Origin of the sequence: Caballeronia arationis (genome assembly GCF_001544975.2) — a bacterium.
Classification (GTDB): Bacteria; Pseudomonadota; Gammaproteobacteria; order Burkholderiales; family Burkholderiaceae; genus Caballeronia; species Caballeronia arationis.
The window spans coordinates 1-15,886 of the sequence record NZ_FCOG02000128.1; the positions used below are offsets into that span (position 1 = coordinate 1).

A 15,886-nucleotide genomic window follows, 5' to 3' on the forward strand; every position below is an offset into this window, starting at 1 on the left:
AGTTTCTCGGCGAAGTGCTTGTCGTTCGATACCTTGAAGCTCTCTAACCGATGCGGCTTGAGGCCGTGCGCTTGCCAAATGCGACGCACGCTCGCCGCACTTACACCGGCCACCGCTGCCATGCTGCGTGTGCTCCAATGCGTGGCGTTGTCCGGACGCTGCTGTGTCGTCAGCGCCACCACGGACTTAACCTTGCGCGCTGAGATCTTCGGCTTGCGCCCGGGTCGAGTCTCATCCCGCTCGATCCCCGTCACCCCGTCAGCGATAAAACGGCCGCGCCAGCGCGCTACCGTGCCGCGCCAGATGGCCAGTTCCGCACCGATCTCTTTGTCTGTTTTGCCCTGTGCTGCGAGCAAAATCATCTTGGCGCGCTCGGCCAGTCGAACCGGAATCGTTCGGCCAGTAGCCCACGTCTCTAACTGCTTGCGCTGTGCTTCGCTTAACTCAACTTTCGCCGCGATTCTCATGAGTTCTCCCTCCATGCAAATGGAGACTCACAAATCGTCATTAAGTTGCATTATTTGTGACGCACTGCACTAGATCACCAGAGTCGTATGTTTTATCGGCGCTTTCGCCGCCGGCTCGATGGCGAGTGATGGTCGCTCGCGCGAAGTACTTCCCATTCGCAGATCGGGGATCGCATTTGATATGGAACGCCTTGTAGTCGAATCGCATGATCAGCAGGCCTTGCAGTCGTCCAACGTGTGCATCGCGTTGCCTGTCTTGTTTACAAGATTTCTGGGGGCGCCACTTTCTTTTTTGCCGGTGGCGCTGATGCCCCTCGGTTAGCGCTTAAAGAGGGCTCTCGCCTTGACGTCGGCGAATAGAACCGCGCCAATGAGAAGTGCGGAGCGCAGCAATGTGTTACTTCCGCGCGGCCTTCCGTTCGAATACCCGGGGTTCACTCAAAACCAACTGTTGTTGCACGTTTGCCTGGGCTTGCAGCACCTCTGTTTTCGCATTGGTCTCCGCTCGGATCAGACGTTCCTTTGCGACGGTGTCCGCGTCAATAAGACGTTCCTTTGCAGAGGTTTCCGCCTGTATCACACGCTCCTTCGCGTCTGCCTCTGCACGAAGGATGTCCGCCTTCGTCGGCTCTGTGGCCGCCCCGGGGGCCTTATCCGAGCTCGAAACCAGGCTCACAGCAACAAGCAGCGAAGCCAACAATATGCAGAAGAGCCCCGGAGAACTTGTCTTCACCAACAGGGATCCGAAGTCTCTGGCTTCGCCTCGAAGACCTATAGCACCCTCGATTCCCATTACAAAGAGAGAGAAACCGATAGAGATCAAGGCAAAACAAAAGCCGAGAATGAGGGTCGTTCGCCTCTCTTCACTTGCAGACAGAATTTGCAGTGCCTGAACCAATTTATCCATCATCCCGCCTAGTTCTGCGTCCTTGACGTTCGACGGCACCGAGGTGTCGCTTTGCGGGGTATTGGTAGTACGCGAATCCGAAGCGGGACCGTGAAACGCAGACTTGAAAGCTTCGTGACTAGAGGCAACGTCGGCGGCGGGGCGATCTGCGCCAGAAAACATCATTGTCCATGCGAGCGCCATGTTAAGTATCGCGATCACAATACCGGCAACGGTTAGTCCTCTCGACCATCTAGTGTTTTGTTGCTTTACCACGTCGTCAATCATGTCACTCTCCCGGGAATACAACGAGGGCGGGGAGTTAAAAGCCGATGGCGATCCAATCGATAGAGCACTTGACGTCACTGTATTGGAGCGTTTTTGACAACTGATGCGGGCCTTAAGGCAGTGGGCACCTTGAATAAGTGTAACGGATCGGAGGCGGCGGGTCGTCTATTTCGAGAGCGCTTGTGCCGCTCGGTATCGTTTCGCCATCAAATATTGAACGATTAAGACGTCATGCAAGCACTTCACTACTAGACCTAAAGTTCGGTCGTGCGTGTCGCCCCAATCCACGGTCCACCCCGGCCGGACTGGAAAACGCCCCACTGCCATGTCTCAATACTCGATCGGCTGCGTTCGGCCCGACTTCTGCCTGACGGCGATCGGCGGTACGCGACCCACTGCTGTCAGTCGCACGGTAGCGCAACGAATGACCGCTAACTGGGTGAGACGGTCATCGAAGCCTGGGACCTGATCCCGCCGTCGGCGTATTTTTACCCTGATTGAGCACTAATCCAAGGGCCGGCGGCCTCAGAAACCATAGAGATTCGTTGGATTGCTGACAAGGATGCGACCTTGAGTGGCGGCGTCGGGAGCCCACGAGGCAACTAGATCCAATAGCTGCGCATCGTCGGGCTTGCGAACTTTCTCGGTCGGGTGAGGCCAGTCGCTTCCCCAAACGACCCGTTCAGGCGCGGCCTTGATATATGATCGAGCCATTTTGCTTGCATCGTCATACGTCGGAGGGCCGACCTCGGTGTTCAAGTAAGCAGCGGATACTTTGACCCACGTATGCCCTTGGTCGAGCATCCCGCGAATGACGGTATACGCATCATGCCCCGATTCGCTTTGCGGCAATCGAGCCATGTGATCGAAGACCACAGGGCATGGCAAGCGTTTCAGCAACTCAGCGTGTTCAACGATCAAGTCCGAGCGCATCTGGAGTTGTACGTGCCAGCCGAGTTCGTTAATCCGCTTCGCGATCGGCTCGATCATGTCGACGCGGGTGACCGCCCTATCCGGCTGAAAAAGCGAAAACCGTACACCGCGAATGCCGCCGCGATGAAGCGCGAGAAGCTCCTGCTCGGATATGTCCTTCGAGACGACGCCAATGCCACGTGCTTTGTCGATCCCAAGGCGCGATATCGCATCTAGGGTGACACGGTTATCCGTTCCGTAATTCGCTGGCTGGACAATCACCGTGCGCGTCGTGCCAATTCGCCCTTGAATCCGCAGGTAATCGTCGACCGTCGCCTGACTCGGGAGCGTCGCGTTCGGATTGGCGACAGGAAATCTATCGTCGTAGATGTGGATATGCGCGTCACAAGCTAACGCTGGAACTTTCAGGAAGGCGCTCTCTGATCCCGTCGAGTTCGAAAATGAGGCGCTTTGCGCCGCGTGGGCAGTAGAACGCTTCAGCAGGACGAAGGCCCCTGCTGCTGCTAAACCCAACGTAACCGCTCGGCGGCGTGGATCCAATCTATCAGGAGATGGCGAGTCTTTCGATTTCATACGAGTACGGTGAAAATATTGGAAATGCTCAAACGACGAAGTGACGAGGGCACGCCGCTTCGCAGCTTGAGCATCGATGGACCGTTATTGATTGACGCGCTTTGCGAACGTCGAGATAGCATCGGCCATCGCCTTCGGCTGTTCGGGTGCCATCGCATGACCCGCATGCGGCAGTACAACGACCGTCACGCGATCACCCAGCATGTTCTTGAGCACTTGTGAGAACCGGCGAGGCGCGACCGCATCGTTCTCACCCTGAAGGTCAAGAATGGGCGCCGTGCCCGCAGCAAAATAATCGTCAACTGGAGTCGTGTTGCGCGCGTGTCCTTCTGCCTCGTGCGTTTCAGGATGCCACCCTTTCAGCCACACCCTCGGATCGTTTCCGGGAGCAAAAAACGCTTCTTTCAAGTATTGCAGTCGTTGTGCGTCCGGAAGCTTGAGGTCGCCTGCGCCATCAATCGCTTTGCGCATTTCAGGTCCAATGGGCTTCTCAGTCGAGCCCGGCGGGACCTTACCTGCCGACGCAGCCGCAACGACCACTCCTTTTACGAGGTCCGGACGGTCTGCAGCCAACTGGCGGGCGGCGAAGTTGCCCCACGCATGCCCCACCACCACAACCGGGCCTGCATGCTTTGCTTCGATCACCATCGCTACATCGGAGGCAAAGTCGTGCACATTCAGGTTATCCATCGGGCCCTTGCTTTTCCCAACTCCGCGCGGTTCAGGACGGAGCACACGGAAGCCGTCGGCCACCAAATACTGAGCCACTTGGTCGTAGTCGCGCCCTGAGCGACCCAACGACGGAAGAATGACGATAGTCGGCCCCTCGCCCTGGCTAAGTACTTCAATTTGCACATTTCCGTGTTTAACAACGTCGTCAGTGACTTTGCTGTCACCGGTCGCAGCGAAAGTGCTTGCGGAAAGGGAAAGGATGACTGCTGCGAGACTGAATTTTGAGAGTTTCATGAGGGTGATCCTCGAGATGTATATGCCAATTGGATAGAGCGTCAGCGTCGTGCTGTCACCGTCCGTAAATGTTGTGAGCGAAGCGTGCGATGGCTTGGCTCATAGCACGGGGCTGTTCCGGCGCCATTGCATGACCGGCGTTTGGAATGACCTCCACCGTGACACGGTCCCCCAGCATCGGCTTGAAGACGTTGGGAACAACCACGGCATCGTATTGACCTTGGAGGTCAAGAATGGGAACGGTGCCGCCGGCGAAATAGGCATCGACTGGAGTCACGTTTCTCGCGTGCGCTTCTGCTTCGTGAGTTGCCGGATACCAGCCGCTCAGCCAGAGGCGGGGATCGTGTCCCGGCGCAAAGAACGCTTGCTGCAGATATGTCAGCCGCTGCTTTTCAGGCAAGGCGAGGTTGCCTGAGCCATCGATGGCATCCCGGAGGCGCCCGTATGGCTTCTCGTTCGACCCAGGCGGCAACTTTCCGGCCGATGCAGCTGCCATCACCAATCCACGGACGAGATCCGGGCGGTCTACCGCCAACATCCGCGCTGGCTGACTTCCCCACGCGTGACCGACTACGACGACGGGCCCCGTCTTTTGCTGGTCCAAGACTGACGCGACATCAGCAGCGAAGTCGTGCATATCGATCCCAGTCAGAGGACCAACGCTTGCGCCGATTCCTCTTGGCTGAGGTCTCATTACCGTAAAGCCGTCACGCGCGAGATACGCAGCGACTTCGTCAAAGTCCCCGGCACCCCTTCCAAGGGATGGAAGAAGCACGATGACCGGACCCGTACCTTGCCGGATCGTCTCGATGTGAACATTGCCTCGCGTTGTTGTGAGGCGCTCGGGTGCCGCGTCATTTGGTGCGTGTGAAGCACAGCCAAACGCGCAGAATGAGAACGCAAGAGCAATGACACGAGTTATTGCCTTCATACATCCGTCTCCTTTCTTAGAATAACTTCTGCTGCTTATCGAGCAATCGCGATTGGAGCTCGATACTGGGCGTGCGTTAGTTCGCTTGCGGCGGCTCTAATCCTGTGCTATCAAAGATTGCCACCGCAGTCTTCGATTTCAGATATGCGATGAACGCTTTCGCCGCTTCGGCTTGCTGAGCGTTTTTCGAAACGGCCGCTGAAATTACGCTCACTTTCTGCACTTCCCTAGGAAGGGGCCCAATGAACTGAATCTCTTTGAACGCCTTCAATTCGCTAATCTGCTGAAGACCCAAGTCCGCGTCACCACGTTGCAGCGCTGCGCCTACCAGCTCACGGCCTTTGATAAGCACGCTTTTTTGCTTCATTTGCTCGGCGATACCGAGTTTGGGAAAGAGCGTTCCCGTGATGTAGGTCCCGCTCGCCCCTTCGGAAAACGCAACAGACTTGGCTGACAGCAGCGCTTCCTTCAGCTTTTCCGGCGTTGAGACATCCGGCTTTGGTATGCCGGGCCGGACAGCGACTCCGATGGCCGACTCGGCGATGTCTGCCTTCGTCTCAGGAATGAACACGCCCTGTTTGATCTGCTCGTCGAGCGCCGCACCAATCATGAAGCAGACGTCCATCGGCTCTCCACTCTTGATCCGCATCGGCAGCGCATCAGGCGACGATCCATACGACGGACCCCACGAGATTAAAAGGTGGTTGCCGGTATCGCGCTCAAAGGCAGGAACAAGTTGCTTGAATGCGACGGATAAAGCACCCGTTGCAAGCACGTGAACATCCGCCGCCTTTGCGGCTGCGCTGAATGCCAATGCACTAGCCAACACCGCCATTGATGCCTTCATTGACCACTTCTTCAACACCATCATTTGTCTCCCTTGTAAACTTTCGAATTCGCGCATGCTCAGACGGCTCCGCGCGTGTTCACGAAAAGCGCGTATATAGAAGTCGTCGACGCCATGAACAGCCGGTTGTTGTCCTTGCCGCCGAAGCATAGGTTCGCGCAGCGCTCCGGCAACGCGATATGGCCAATGGCTCTGCCGTCGGGAGCGAATACTCTGACGCCATCAAGCTCGTCATTGCCCGTACCCCATCCGCACCAAAGATTTCCATGGTTATCGACTCTGAACCCGTCTGGTGTGCCGTCCTTCGCGTCGATCAGTACCCGTCCGTTCTGAAGTCTGCGGCCGTCGAGTACATCGAACGCCATGATGGTTCGGGGTCGAGCTCGTGATGCAACGACGTATAACGTTCGCTCGTCGGGCGAGAAAGCGAGCCCATTCGGACCTTCGATATCGTTGGAGACACACTCGATATGCCCGCTTTCAGCGTCGATCCGGTAAACGCTGGCTGGCAATTTCGGCTCGCCAATCTGCCCCATGTAGTCGCTCACCAGGCCGAAGGGCGGGTCCGTGAACCAGACGGACCCGTCGCTGGTTGCGACGACATCGTTTGGGGAGTTCAAAGGCTTACCTTCGAACTGGTCCGCAAGGACGGTGACGCGTCCGCTGTACTCAGTTCGCGTGACGCGCCTTGCGCCGTGCTCGCATACGATGAGTCGGCCCTGACGGTCCCGAGTCATGCCGTTAGCCTTGTTCGACGGCGCTCGCCAAGTTGACACGTCGCCCGTGGATTCGTCCCACTTCATGATTCGCTCATTCGGAAGGTCGGTCCAATACAGGACGCCGGCGTCACCAAACCATACGGGACCTTCCGCCCATCGACATCCTGTCCACGAGCGCTCCACCTTGGCATGCGCCAAGCGGTAACGCTCAAATCGCTCGTCTAGGATCCGAATCGCAGGGTCGGGAGTTCGCATACTGGGTTGCCATGTTTTCATTTCGCGTCCTTCTTTTTCATGACCACCAACAGGACCACAGTCAAAACGGTCGCCAGTACAAGCATTGCGCCCATGCCAATAAGGCCGGCCTTGAAAGAGCCTGTTGTGTCTTTGAGCCAGCCAACCATGTAAGGGCCGACCAAACCACCGAGGCTGCCGACAGAGTTGATGAATGCGAGGCCACCGGCAGCTGCTTCTTTCCCTAGAAACGTCGCCGGAATACTGTAGAAGCAGGTACGTACAGATGAAAGACCAATCAACGCGATGGTCAGGCCGATCATCGCGGGCACCAGTTCATCGGATACGACAGAACAAAAGAAGCCGATCGCCGCGAGTCCGCACGTCAGGGCGAGATGTTTGACGTAGCGCTGAGATCGAGCCAGGACACGACCCCAGACAAGCATGCCGACGCTTCCGATGACATACGGAAGTGCTGTCAACAACCCGATTTGAGTGTCGCCCAGATGATGGGTCTTCAAGATTGTCGGGAGCCAGACACCGATGCCCAGAATCCCGATGATGTAGCTAAAGAGAATGGCAGTTAGAAGCCACACACGCCAATCCAGAAGCGAGCGGACGAAGTGCTTCTCGGTATTTGCGGGGCGCTCCCGCTCTATTGCGGCCTGCAGCGCGAGACGCTCTTCATCGGTCAGCCATGTCGCCTTGTCAGGCGAGTCACTCAGAAATTTGAGGCAGAGAATGCCCACCAAGCAAGCCGGGAGGCCCTGAAGAATAAAGAGCCACTGCCACCCATGAAGGCCGAGCCATCCCTCGAGCTTCAGCATCGAGACCGACAGCGGGCCGCTGAAAACCGACGAGAGTGGCACGGCCGCTAAGAACCACGCCATCATCTGCGTGCGGTAGCTTGCCGGGAACCAGAGGGTCAGAAAGAAGATGACACCGGGAAAGAAGCCCGCTTCACCTATGCCTGCAAGCAAGCGAAGCAGGGAGTAGCTGACCGGGCCAGTCGCGAAACTGGTCGCTGCAGCGAACAAGCCCCACGTAATCATGATCCGAGCCAGCCACCGTCGCGCGCCGAACCGATAGAGCGCAAGATTGCTCGGAACTTCAAAGAAGCAATACCCGACGTAGAAGATACCGGCCGCGAAACCAAACTGAGACGCGCTCAGCCCAAGATCGTGGTTCATCGCGAGCGCGGCAAAGCCGACGTTCGTTCTGTCCAGGTAGTTGATGAAATAGGCGAACGCTAGCAGAGGTACGATGCGCCACGCTGCCTTCTTGCATGCAGCGTGCTCGGTACTGTACGTCGTCTCCGTGGCAATTGTCGTTGTACGCATGGTGGTCGCCTAACGATAGAGCCGAGCCGGATTGTGAGTGAGCACAGCATCGACACTTTGAGTGTCACCGCAGAGCTCTTCGATGAACGCGAGCAGGTCTGCGTCATTCGGCACGTCGCCTTGTATATTTGGATGAGGCCAATCGCTACCCCAGATTGCCCGCTCGGGTGCGGCGCGGAGCAGATCTCGAACCTGTGGAAGGGCACGGCGCCAAGACTCGCTCGAGCCGCCCATCATTCGATCGACGCCGGACAGTTTTATCCAGCGATGCTCGTTATCCAGATATTTCCGCAGAGCGACAAGTCCATCTCTGTCTGCATCAACACTTGGGTCGGGACGAGCCATATGGTCAATGACCAATTTGGTTCTGAGCCCTCGCCAACTGTCCAGAATCGGCAGGATTTGAGGGAGCTTGCCGTGAACGAGAACATGCCATCCGAGAGCGCCGACTCGATCCGCGCGCGCTTTGAGTTCGTTTAGATTCTGGCCATCGGCGAGGTGACCCATAAAGTTGAATCGGACACCCCGCACCCCACCGTGGTGAAGTGCCTCCAAGTGGCTGTCGCTCTCCGAACCGTCAAGCAATGCGATGCCTTTATATCGACCCTCTGTGCTTGAGATCGCATCAAGCAGTGCGGCGTGGTCGGTCCGGTAGCAGGCTGCCTGCACTAAAACGCCGTGGGAGATACCAAGCTTCCGATGCATTTCCAGAAGTTCTGTCATCGGCGCTTCCTGAGGCCGATAGACTGCGTTGTCCGAGAGGGGATAGCTTTTCCACGGCCCGTAAATATGAGTGTGGCAGTCCCATCGGCCAGTGTCGGTGAGGAGGGTCTCCATTAGTCGCACCGTGCCGTCATGCCGCCATCGACAACGATCTCCGTGCCGGTGACAAAGCGCGCTTCATCCGATGCCAAAAACAGCGCCGCATTCGCCGTGTCGCGACCATCACCCATGAAGCCCAGCGGAATACGGGCGACTCGGGACTCCAGCAGTTTGTCCACGTCACCGCCAGATCGTTGTCCAGCGAGTCTCACCTCCACCATTGGTGTGTGAAGTTGCCCTGGCACGACCGTGTTCACGCGAATACCTTTCTTCGCGTACTCCACAGCGACGACTTTGCCGAGTTGAATGACGCCTGCTTTGCACGCCGCATAGGCGACCTGTGCAGAGCCCGTCCAACGCATACCCGACGTTGAAGCCGTGTTGACGATGGAGCCGCTTCCTTGAGCCTCCATGACCGGCAGTACATGCTTGCAGGTAAGGTAGACGCTCTTCAAGTTGAAGGCCACTTGCTTGTCCCACGCTTCCTCAGACAGAGCGACGGGACCGCCAGCGGACGAGCCGCCAACGTTGTTGACCAGAACGTCGACGCGCCCGTACTTCTCGCAGCAGGCCTCGACCATCGCTTGCACAGCGGCCGAGTCTGTTACGTCGCACCCGTAGGCAGTGATGTCACCACCGACTTCGCGCACGCGACGCACAGTCTCTTCCATCGCTTCAGGATTCTTGTCGACAGCGAAGATGCGTGCGCCCGCTTGCGCGAAGAGTACCGCTACCGCGCGGCCATTTCCCCAGCCGGGGCCAACGCACCCGGCACCTGTGACGATCGCGACTTTTTCCTTAAGGCGTGCTGATTGTTCACTGGCGATGATTTCGTTCGACGTATCCATTTGCTGTTCCTCAGTTCAATTCTTGGGGGAGTTCCGGGGCGACGCCTTGGGGCGGCGGGACCTCAAAGACTTTGATGGTCATCGAGATGAGCGTGTAGTACCCCGCGATACCGACGAGGTCAACGACGCCATCCTTTCCAATTTCCTCGACAAGTTCTTGGTACAGAATGTCATCGACTTTGCGCTGCGCATGAAGTTGAGTGAGAAATGCGAAGACCAATTCTTCGTCACGGCGTGCGAACGGAGGCTCCTTTCCGTCGCGGATAGCGTCGATGACTTCATTCGAGACACCGGCTTCCAGCGCGAACGGCTTGTGCGCTGCCCACTCGTATTCTGCGAGCCAGTGCCGACCCATAAACATGATCGCAAGCTCCGACAGTCGGGCCGGAACGCTGCTGTCGTATCGGCAGTAGCGCCCAAGCGCTTGGGATCGGTCTGCAAGTTGCGGCCGGTGTAACCAGACAGCGAGCGGGCCTCTGACGCCCTTGCGTGGACCGCTGGCAATTGCGTCATACACAGCGCGTTGTTCAGAGTCGAGTTGCGCGGGGTCGATTGGGGAAAGACGTGTCATGAGCGTCGAGTCTCTTTAGGTCAGTTAGTCTGAGCAGGCGCCGTGTTCGTGCCGCTCTTTCGATGTTTGAGGCGGGAGCGACGCGTCTTGGCTCCGGTCTCGCGTTCGAAAGCGTTCGCGTCAAACGCGCTCTCCCATCTCGCAATCGCAAACACGGCCAGCGTATTTCCAACCACGTTCACAAGTGCGGTTGCCGTCGCCATGACGCGGTCGATGCCAAACAGGAGTCCGAGTCCGCTCAGCGGGAGACTCCGTACCGACTGAAGGGTCGCTGCGAGTTTGACGAAGGCACCGCCTGCCACCGTCGTCCCGCCTTTTGAAGTCAGGCTCAGGATCGCCAGAAGTCCGAGTTGCTGCCAGAGCGAGAACGGTGTGTCGGTCGCTTGTGCGACGAAGCCGATCGCGATCGCCATGTAGATGGACGTGCCATCGAGATTGAAGCTGTATCCCGCAGGAAGAACGAATCCCACCACCGCCTCGTCGCAGCCGGCGCGTTGGAGCTTTTCGATGAGCCGGGGCAAAGCGACTTCGCTGGATGCCGTCCCAAAAATCAACAGAAGCTCATCACGGATGAGGCGAAGGATGCCGAAGAACGGGAGGCCGATCATCCAGCTAATACTGCCCAGGACGCCAAAGACGAACAGAAGGGAGGTTGCGTAATACAAGGCGATGACTTTCAACAAGTACATCAACGTCACGCTGCCGTAGCTTCCGATGGCGGCTGCCATCGCACCGAAGGCACCGAGCGGCGCGAGCCTCATGATGAAGGCGAGCATGCGAAACAAAACGGACTGCGCTTCGTCGATACCGCGAAGAAGAATAGACTCGGGACCAACCGCTATATTAAGTGCCAATCCGGCAAGCAAAGAGATGATGAGCACCTGAACGATGTCGCCTTTGGCGAACGCATCGACGAGTGTGTGGGGGATCAGCCCCAGCACGTAATCAACAGCAGAGATGCCGCCCGCGCTGGTGGTCGCGTTGACCGCGGCCTGACTTTCCGCAATGTTCGTCGCGTGCAGTCCGCTTCCTGGCTGAAACAGGTTGACCATCACGGAGCCGAGAATCATCGCAATCGTACTGACGACCTCGAAATACACGAGCGATTTGACGCCCATCCGCCCGAGCATCCGAAGGTCTTTGACATGTGCCAGGCCTTGGACCAACGTGCAAAATATAATTGGGGCCAGCATCATCTTGAGCAGCGCAATGAAACCGATGCCGAGAGGCTTCATCGCAACGGCCCAGTCTGGCTTTGCGAGTCCCAGCACGATTGCGCAGGCCAAGCCGATCAGCACCTGCACGTGTAATTGCTTTAACCGCTTCATTTTGTCTCCTGTTCTGAATCACATAGCGACGCATGCTCGCGTCGATTGACTTCGGTCGATTGCCGAAGCCCGATGCTGCAACACAGAAACTATGGAAGTGCGGCTCGACTGGAACGATGGCGAGAACCGCCGTCACCATGTCGGCCGTACCGTCATCGTACGAACGCAAGGGGCGCGCGACGAGCCGGTCGGAGGGATACCCTACGTCTCCATGTTCTTGATTATTTTTGTCGTTGAACAGAGCATAGGTGAACCGCCAATCCTTGACAAAGACCGAGTATTGATACCAAGCTATGCTTTGACAGCATAGGACCTCAGTATGGACCTCCGAGAATTGCGCAGCTTTATTCACGTTGCCCGTGCAGGTAGCTTCAGCCGCGCGGCGTCCGAGCTGTATATTGCGCAGCCCGCTCTGAGCCGACAGATCGCGAAACTCGAAGAGGAAATCGGGGCGACATTGTTGGTCCGCCATGGCCGGGGCGTCAGGCTCACCGCGGCGGGCGCCCGCCTTCTTGAGCGGGCCGAAATCATCACAAACATGATCATTGAGACCGGGGAACATGTTCGGGCGACCGCCGACGAGGAGCGTGGCTACTTGGCGGTGGGGCTGCCGCCCACGATGGGCGCCCTGATTGGCGCCGAACTCGTGCGAGACTTTAGGAACAGGTATCCGCGGGTCGCACTCCACATCCGGGAGGGCCAAAGCAGTTCGTTGCAGGAGTGGGTTGCCGACCGCCGCGTCGATCTCGCCGTGGTCTACAACCAGCCTCCGCTAGACGCTTTTCTGGTCAAACCACTTTACAGTGAGCCGATGATTTTGATTGCCCCGCCCGGAACGGTTCTACCGAAAGGCGGGTTTCAGATAAAAGACCTCGCCAGCCTGCCCATGATCCTACCTGGAATGCCCCACAGTAATCGGCGTGCGATTGACCACGCCGCGGTTCAAAACGGGGTTCGACTTCGGATAGAGCTTGAAGTGGATAGCGTCGCGCTGACGAAGAAGCTTGTTAAAGCAGGAACCGGATACTCGATCCTTACGTCGATTGCCATCCGCGACGAAGTGGCGCGCGGCGAGATCGTTGCGGCACCTATCGAGCGGCCGTCGATACGATCGACGGTCGCCCTTACAACGTTGCGCGAGCAACCGATGTCGAGATTCGCGATTTCATGGGCAGAAATGCTGCGCGAGAGACTTGTCCATTTCATGGAAACCGAGAAATGGAAAGAAGATATTCTGTGGTTCGATGACAAGACAGCCGGCCAGTCCGGATAGCAGTCAGTTCGTCCTGCGCTCGCGGTACTCATAAAGGCACCGCGTACGATGGACGAAGGCCGGGTCATTCGCCAATGGCGGCTTTGGGATGCGGAACAGCCGTTTCAATGTCCTAGCGACCCATCGAATGGACGTCCCTTCATGGCCGAGAGCCGCGGTTCCCAAAGTTCCGAACGCAGCCGTCGGTTAAGCCTCCCGTTTCGGTGAAGGGCAGCTTTGCGACGCCAGCATCCACAAGCAGCCGTCGGCCAGTAGCCGTCCGCTTCTATGACGACGTCGATGGTCGCTTTTCGAGGCCAATGGGCGCTAGCATGACAGTCGACGTCGACTTGACAGGACTGCCCGGATACACCCCGGGCAGTCCTGACGGTTTCGACTCAAGTGTCGGCGTAGTCGATACTGGTCAGCACACCGATAGAGCAACGGTGGTGAAATGCGACTCGTGCTTCGTATCGATGTTCAGCTCGCGCTCGTTGCCGCCCCGATCGGTCACAAATGCGCGGCGCCCCCGTGAGTCCGGAGACACGCCAATCCCCACTGGCAGGTCGCGGGCGAGCACCTCGCGATCAACCAGTCCGGACGCCGTGATCCTTGCTCGATTCAGTGTATTTCCGTCATGCGTATCGTCGCCACGATCCGTCCAGTAAAGCATCGCGTCGTGGTGATCGATGTCGAGATCGACCGGCTCGGGCAGATCGGCCAGCAAACGTTCGATATCCGGTCGCCGATCCGCTGTCGCACCGGGCGGGTAGCTTGATGGCAGCCCTGAAGATGCGGCACTCTCCGGCATCCGGCGGTCCTTTTTGTGTCGAGTAGACATGCCCGCTTTTGCCTTATCCAACGCGATGCCGACGCAACGGCGGGTCGCGTCGCCCGTATCGTCCGGGATGACTCGCATGCCTTCGCGATCGCACCAATACAGGCGACCGCCTTCCTTATCCAGCACAAGTAGTTGCGGCGCATCGGCTCGCACGGCGCTCAGGCACGATCGTTGAGATGCTGCATGCGAGTTCACCCGCAGTTCCGCCAGAGGCGACGACGCGCGTGAAGACGCTTGCGCTCGAGGAGGGAGGGGGGATGCCCGCCACGTACTCGGCAAGCACGGCGAGAGGGCGTCTGCAGCCACGCCCGATCTAGAAGTTGCCGGTTACCGCTTGCGGTTCAGAAAGACAGCTTGGGGAGAAAATGGCTCCAGTTTATGGAGCCTCAAGATAATTCGTTCGATGACACAAGCGGCCGTGTTGTACACCTCGGGGTCGGGAAGCGGTTTGATCAAGCTGTTCGCCGAAAAAATCATCATCAGGTGTTGCAAAGATATCGGAAGTCCGTTCCATTTGAGTTTAGTCTTTTTTTCCACGTCATATAGTCGCCTAAGCGTTTCAACGCGCGCCACGTTCCAATATTGATTGTTTGGATCGGCTGGACCGGTGAGGTCTTTCTTAACAATTACTTGATTTCGCAGGGCAACATTGCAGTCATCTTTCATCATTTCCAAGTGGAAGCCCGCAAGCATGTCTTCGCCACCAGCGACCATGTATGTCGGATAGATGCCGTCTGCCTTTCCGGAGATAAACTTCCGGCGGAACGGGGCAGTGACGGAAACGAACTGTTGGGCAGGTGAATTGCAGTCGGCGGCCGAAGGAACGCCCGTCTGGTCAAAAGGTCCGGGAACCTTCTGGCGAGTGGGATAGCCAACTCCGTAGCCCACGATGGGCTTTCCAGTCGTGCCGTGCAGGCTCGTGACTTCTCCCATTACCCTAGGGCTCGTATGACGGGTGCCGTCGGTCTGCACGACATCCTGGTCCATCATCAAAATCCGTCCGGGCCGATACGGAAGGGAATCGGCAAAGGCGAGAGCCGCCGCCCTTGCAGCCCCAAATCCTGTCATTTTCCCTCCGTCCCAGCCAATAACGTGCATGTTCCGGAATTGCGCCATCACCCCGCGAAGAGCAGAGACATACGGAGTGAAATCGAGCCGATGAACAAGCAAATAGAGAGGTTCATTTCGTAGGTTAGCGGGGTGCCAAGCCAAGCGATGGCTGTCCTTGCCCGTTAGCTCGCGCACGATCTTCAAAGCGCTTCCCCCACTAATGACGATAACGGGGACGTTAGTAGACCGCAAATGCGGTTCGTGAGACGGTCCACTTCGTAAGAATGAAAACCAACCAACGCCGTCCAGGGCGGAGTTGTTGTTTTCAATGCCCAGTTGCCGGCACAGGTCGATACGCTTTTGCAAGACATCGCGCATCGTCTGCATCGCCTGCCCAGTCTGGGTCTTGCTGACGACTACCGGCGCGTACTTGCAGCTTGGCCTTGTAGTTTTGTTGACCCACTCGGCATTCTCGCCAACTACTATAGCTTCGTCCATGCGATCTACCTCAAGATTGAATGCGGGCTTCGACCCGCCTCGTTAAAGCACGACCGGACGACGAACCTTCCGGTCAAGCGGTTTTCCAGCGCGCTGAGTACCGATGAGGGACTCGCGTTTCTTTAAAAGGCTCCGCCCTGGCTCGTCACTCTGACTTGTTCTTGGGGATGTTCCACTTGCCAGTGACGACGCCTCCCTTCTTCGCTCCGGTGTTATCCTGCGGTTGATATTCGATCGTGAATTGGGCGAAATTGAGCGTGATATTTTCTACAGCCTGGTCGCCACCGTTGAAGCCCAACGAGTGACTGCTGATCAATACCTCATTCAGTGTGACTTTCAGGTACTCGATGGGCTCCTTGCCGCCGGCCTTGCGCAAGGTCAGCACGGCCTGTGGCATGTGCACGCCCTGGCAGCAAGACTGAACGATCGTCGGCGAGGCCTTGTCAACGTACTTGCTGAAGCTGAGATCATGGACGGATGCCGTGCCGGTGC

The 15,886-nt window shown here is 57.5% G+C and carries 16 protein-coding genes; 1 reads left to right on the plus strand and 15 read right to left on the minus strand.

What is annotated here, in order from left to right; genetic code table 11:
* The 12 genes from AWB81_RS34575 to AWB81_RS34630 form a co-directional block, all read right to left on the minus strand.
* A partial coding sequence (locus AWB81_RS34575; protein ID WP_144444254.1) for a helix-turn-helix domain-containing protein occupies window positions 1-467 on the minus strand: 467 nt, incomplete at its 3' end.
* 397 nt (window positions 468-864) lie between these two features.
* Complete coding sequence (locus AWB81_RS34580; protein WP_062642038.1) at window positions 865-1,641, minus strand: SPFH domain-containing protein; 777 nt, start codon at window positions 1,639-1,641, stop codon at window positions 865-867.
* 525 nt (window positions 1,642-2,166) lie between these two features.
* A complete protein-coding gene (locus AWB81_RS34585) occupies window positions 2,167-3,087 on the minus strand; it encodes an amidohydrolase family protein (protein WP_235026064.1) in 921 nt (306 codons plus the stop codon).
* A 144-nt stretch (window positions 3,088-3,231) separates the two neighbouring features.
* Window positions 3,232-4,113, minus strand: coding sequence for an alpha/beta fold hydrolase (locus AWB81_RS34590; RefSeq protein WP_062642040.1), 882 nt, complete (start codon window positions 4,111-4,113; stop codon window positions 3,232-3,234).
* A 55-nt stretch (window positions 4,114-4,168) separates the two neighbouring features.
* Entirely contained in the window at window positions 4,169-5,044 is an 876-nt protein-coding gene (locus tag AWB81_RS34595; protein WP_062642042.1) for an alpha/beta fold hydrolase, read from the minus strand.
* A gap of 76 nt (window positions 5,045-5,120) precedes the next feature.
* A complete protein-coding gene (locus AWB81_RS34600) occupies window positions 5,121-5,948 on the minus strand; it encodes a substrate-binding domain-containing protein (RefSeq protein WP_235026065.1) in 828 nt (275 codons plus the stop codon).
* A 2-nt stretch (window positions 5,949-5,950) separates the two neighbouring features.
* On the minus strand, window positions 5,951-6,886 hold the full coding sequence (locus AWB81_RS34605; RefSeq protein WP_062642045.1) for an SMP-30/gluconolactonase/LRE family protein: 936 nt from the start codon (window positions 6,884-6,886) through the stop codon (window positions 5,951-5,953).
* The gene (locus AWB81_RS34610; RefSeq protein WP_062642047.1) at window positions 6,883-8,184 is read right to left on the minus strand and encodes an MFS transporter; all 1,302 of its coding nucleotides are present in this window, start codon (window positions 8,182-8,184) and stop codon (window positions 6,883-6,885) included. The genes AWB81_RS34605 and AWB81_RS34610 overlap by 4 nt, the downstream gene beginning before the upstream one ends.
* Before the next feature lie 9 nt (window positions 8,185-8,193).
* Window positions 8,194-9,021 (minus strand): amidohydrolase family protein, encoded by an 828-nt coding sequence (locus tag AWB81_RS34615; RefSeq protein WP_087135396.1) that lies wholly within the window; start codon window positions 9,019-9,021, stop codon window positions 8,194-8,196.
* Window positions 9,021-9,854 (minus strand): SDR family NAD(P)-dependent oxidoreductase, encoded by an 834-nt coding sequence (locus AWB81_RS34620; protein ID WP_062642051.1) that lies wholly within the window; start codon window positions 9,852-9,854, stop codon window positions 9,021-9,023. Before AWB81_RS34620 ends, AWB81_RS34615 begins: the two co-directional genes overlap by 1 nt.
* Window positions 9,855-9,864: 10 nt before the next feature.
* Window positions 9,865-10,425, minus strand: coding sequence for a carboxymuconolactone decarboxylase family protein (locus AWB81_RS34625; RefSeq protein WP_062642053.1), 561 nt, complete (start codon window positions 10,423-10,425; stop codon window positions 9,865-9,867).
* 20 nt (window positions 10,426-10,445) lie between these two features.
* Window positions 10,446-11,753, minus strand: coding sequence for a cation:dicarboxylate symporter family transporter (locus tag AWB81_RS34630; protein WP_062642055.1), 1,308 nt, complete (start codon window positions 11,751-11,753; stop codon window positions 10,446-10,448).
* A 319-nt stretch (window positions 11,754-12,072) separates the two neighbouring features.
* On the opposite strand from AWB81_RS34630, the gene AWB81_RS34635 reads away from it, so the two are divergent.
* A complete protein-coding gene (locus tag AWB81_RS34635; RefSeq protein ID WP_062642057.1) occupies window positions 12,073-13,026 on the plus strand; it encodes a LysR family transcriptional regulator in 954 nt (317 codons plus the stop codon).
* A 403-nt stretch (window positions 13,027-13,429) separates the two neighbouring features.
* On the opposite strand, the gene AWB81_RS34640 is transcribed toward AWB81_RS34635, so the two are convergent.
* From AWB81_RS34640 to AWB81_RS34650, 3 genes are all read right to left on the minus strand, one after another.
* Window positions 13,430-14,041 carry a YncE family protein gene (locus tag AWB81_RS34640; RefSeq protein WP_235026066.1) on the minus strand — a complete coding sequence of 204 codons (612 nt, stop codon included), beginning with the start codon at window positions 14,039-14,041 and terminating at the stop codon, window positions 13,430-13,432.
* A gap of 132 nt (window positions 14,042-14,173) precedes the next feature.
* On the minus strand, window positions 14,174-15,394 hold the full coding sequence (locus tag AWB81_RS34645; protein ID WP_062642061.1) for a hypothetical protein: 1,221 nt from the start codon (window positions 15,392-15,394) through the stop codon (window positions 14,174-14,176).
* 145 nt (window positions 15,395-15,539) lie between these two features.
* Window positions 15,540-15,886 (minus strand): Hcp family type VI secretion system effector (locus AWB81_RS34650; protein WP_062642064.1); only part of this gene is annotated, 347 nt, incomplete at its 5' end.

Coding starts and splice junctions, on each gene's coding strand:
- AWB81_RS34620 (WP_062642051.1), bottom strand. CDS start 9,854: ATGGATACGTCGAACGAAATCATCGCCAGTGAACAATCAGCACGCCTT.
- AWB81_RS34610 (WP_062642047.1), bottom strand. CDS start 8,184: ATGCGTACAACGACAATTGCCACGGAGACGACGTACAGTACCGAGCAC.
- AWB81_RS34600 (WP_235026065.1), bottom strand. CDS start 5,948: ATGCGCGAATTCGAAAGTTTACAAGGGAGACAAATGATGGTGTTGAAG.
- AWB81_RS34635 (WP_062642057.1), top strand. CDS start 12,073: ATGGACCTCCGAGAATTGCGCAGCTTTATTCACGTTGCCCGTGCAGGT.
- AWB81_RS34595 (WP_062642042.1), bottom strand. CDS start 5,044: ATGAAGGCAATAACTCGTGTCATTGCTCTTGCGTTCTCATTCTGCGCG.
- AWB81_RS34590 (WP_062642040.1), bottom strand. CDS start 4,113: ATGAAACTCTCAAAATTCAGTCTCGCAGCAGTCATCCTTTCCCTTTCC.
- AWB81_RS34605 (WP_062642045.1), bottom strand. CDS start 6,886: ATGAAAACATGGCAACCCAGTATGCGAACTCCCGACCCTGCGATTCGG.
- AWB81_RS34580 (WP_062642038.1), bottom strand. CDS start 1,641: ATGATTGACGACGTGGTAAAGCAACAAAACACTAGATGGTCGAGAGGA.
- AWB81_RS34615 (WP_087135396.1), bottom strand. CDS start 9,021: ATGGAGACCCTCCTCACCGACACTGGCCGATGGGACTGCCACACTCAT.
- AWB81_RS34645 (WP_062642061.1), bottom strand. CDS start 15,394: ATGGACGAAGCTATAGTAGTTGGCGAGAATGCCGAGTGGGTCAACAAA.
- AWB81_RS34625 (WP_062642053.1), bottom strand. CDS start 10,425: ATGACACGTCTTTCCCCAATCGACCCCGCGCAACTCGACTCTGAACAA.
- AWB81_RS34630 (WP_062642055.1), bottom strand. CDS start 11,753: ATGAAGCGGTTAAAGCAATTACACGTGCAGGTGCTGATCGGCTTGGCC.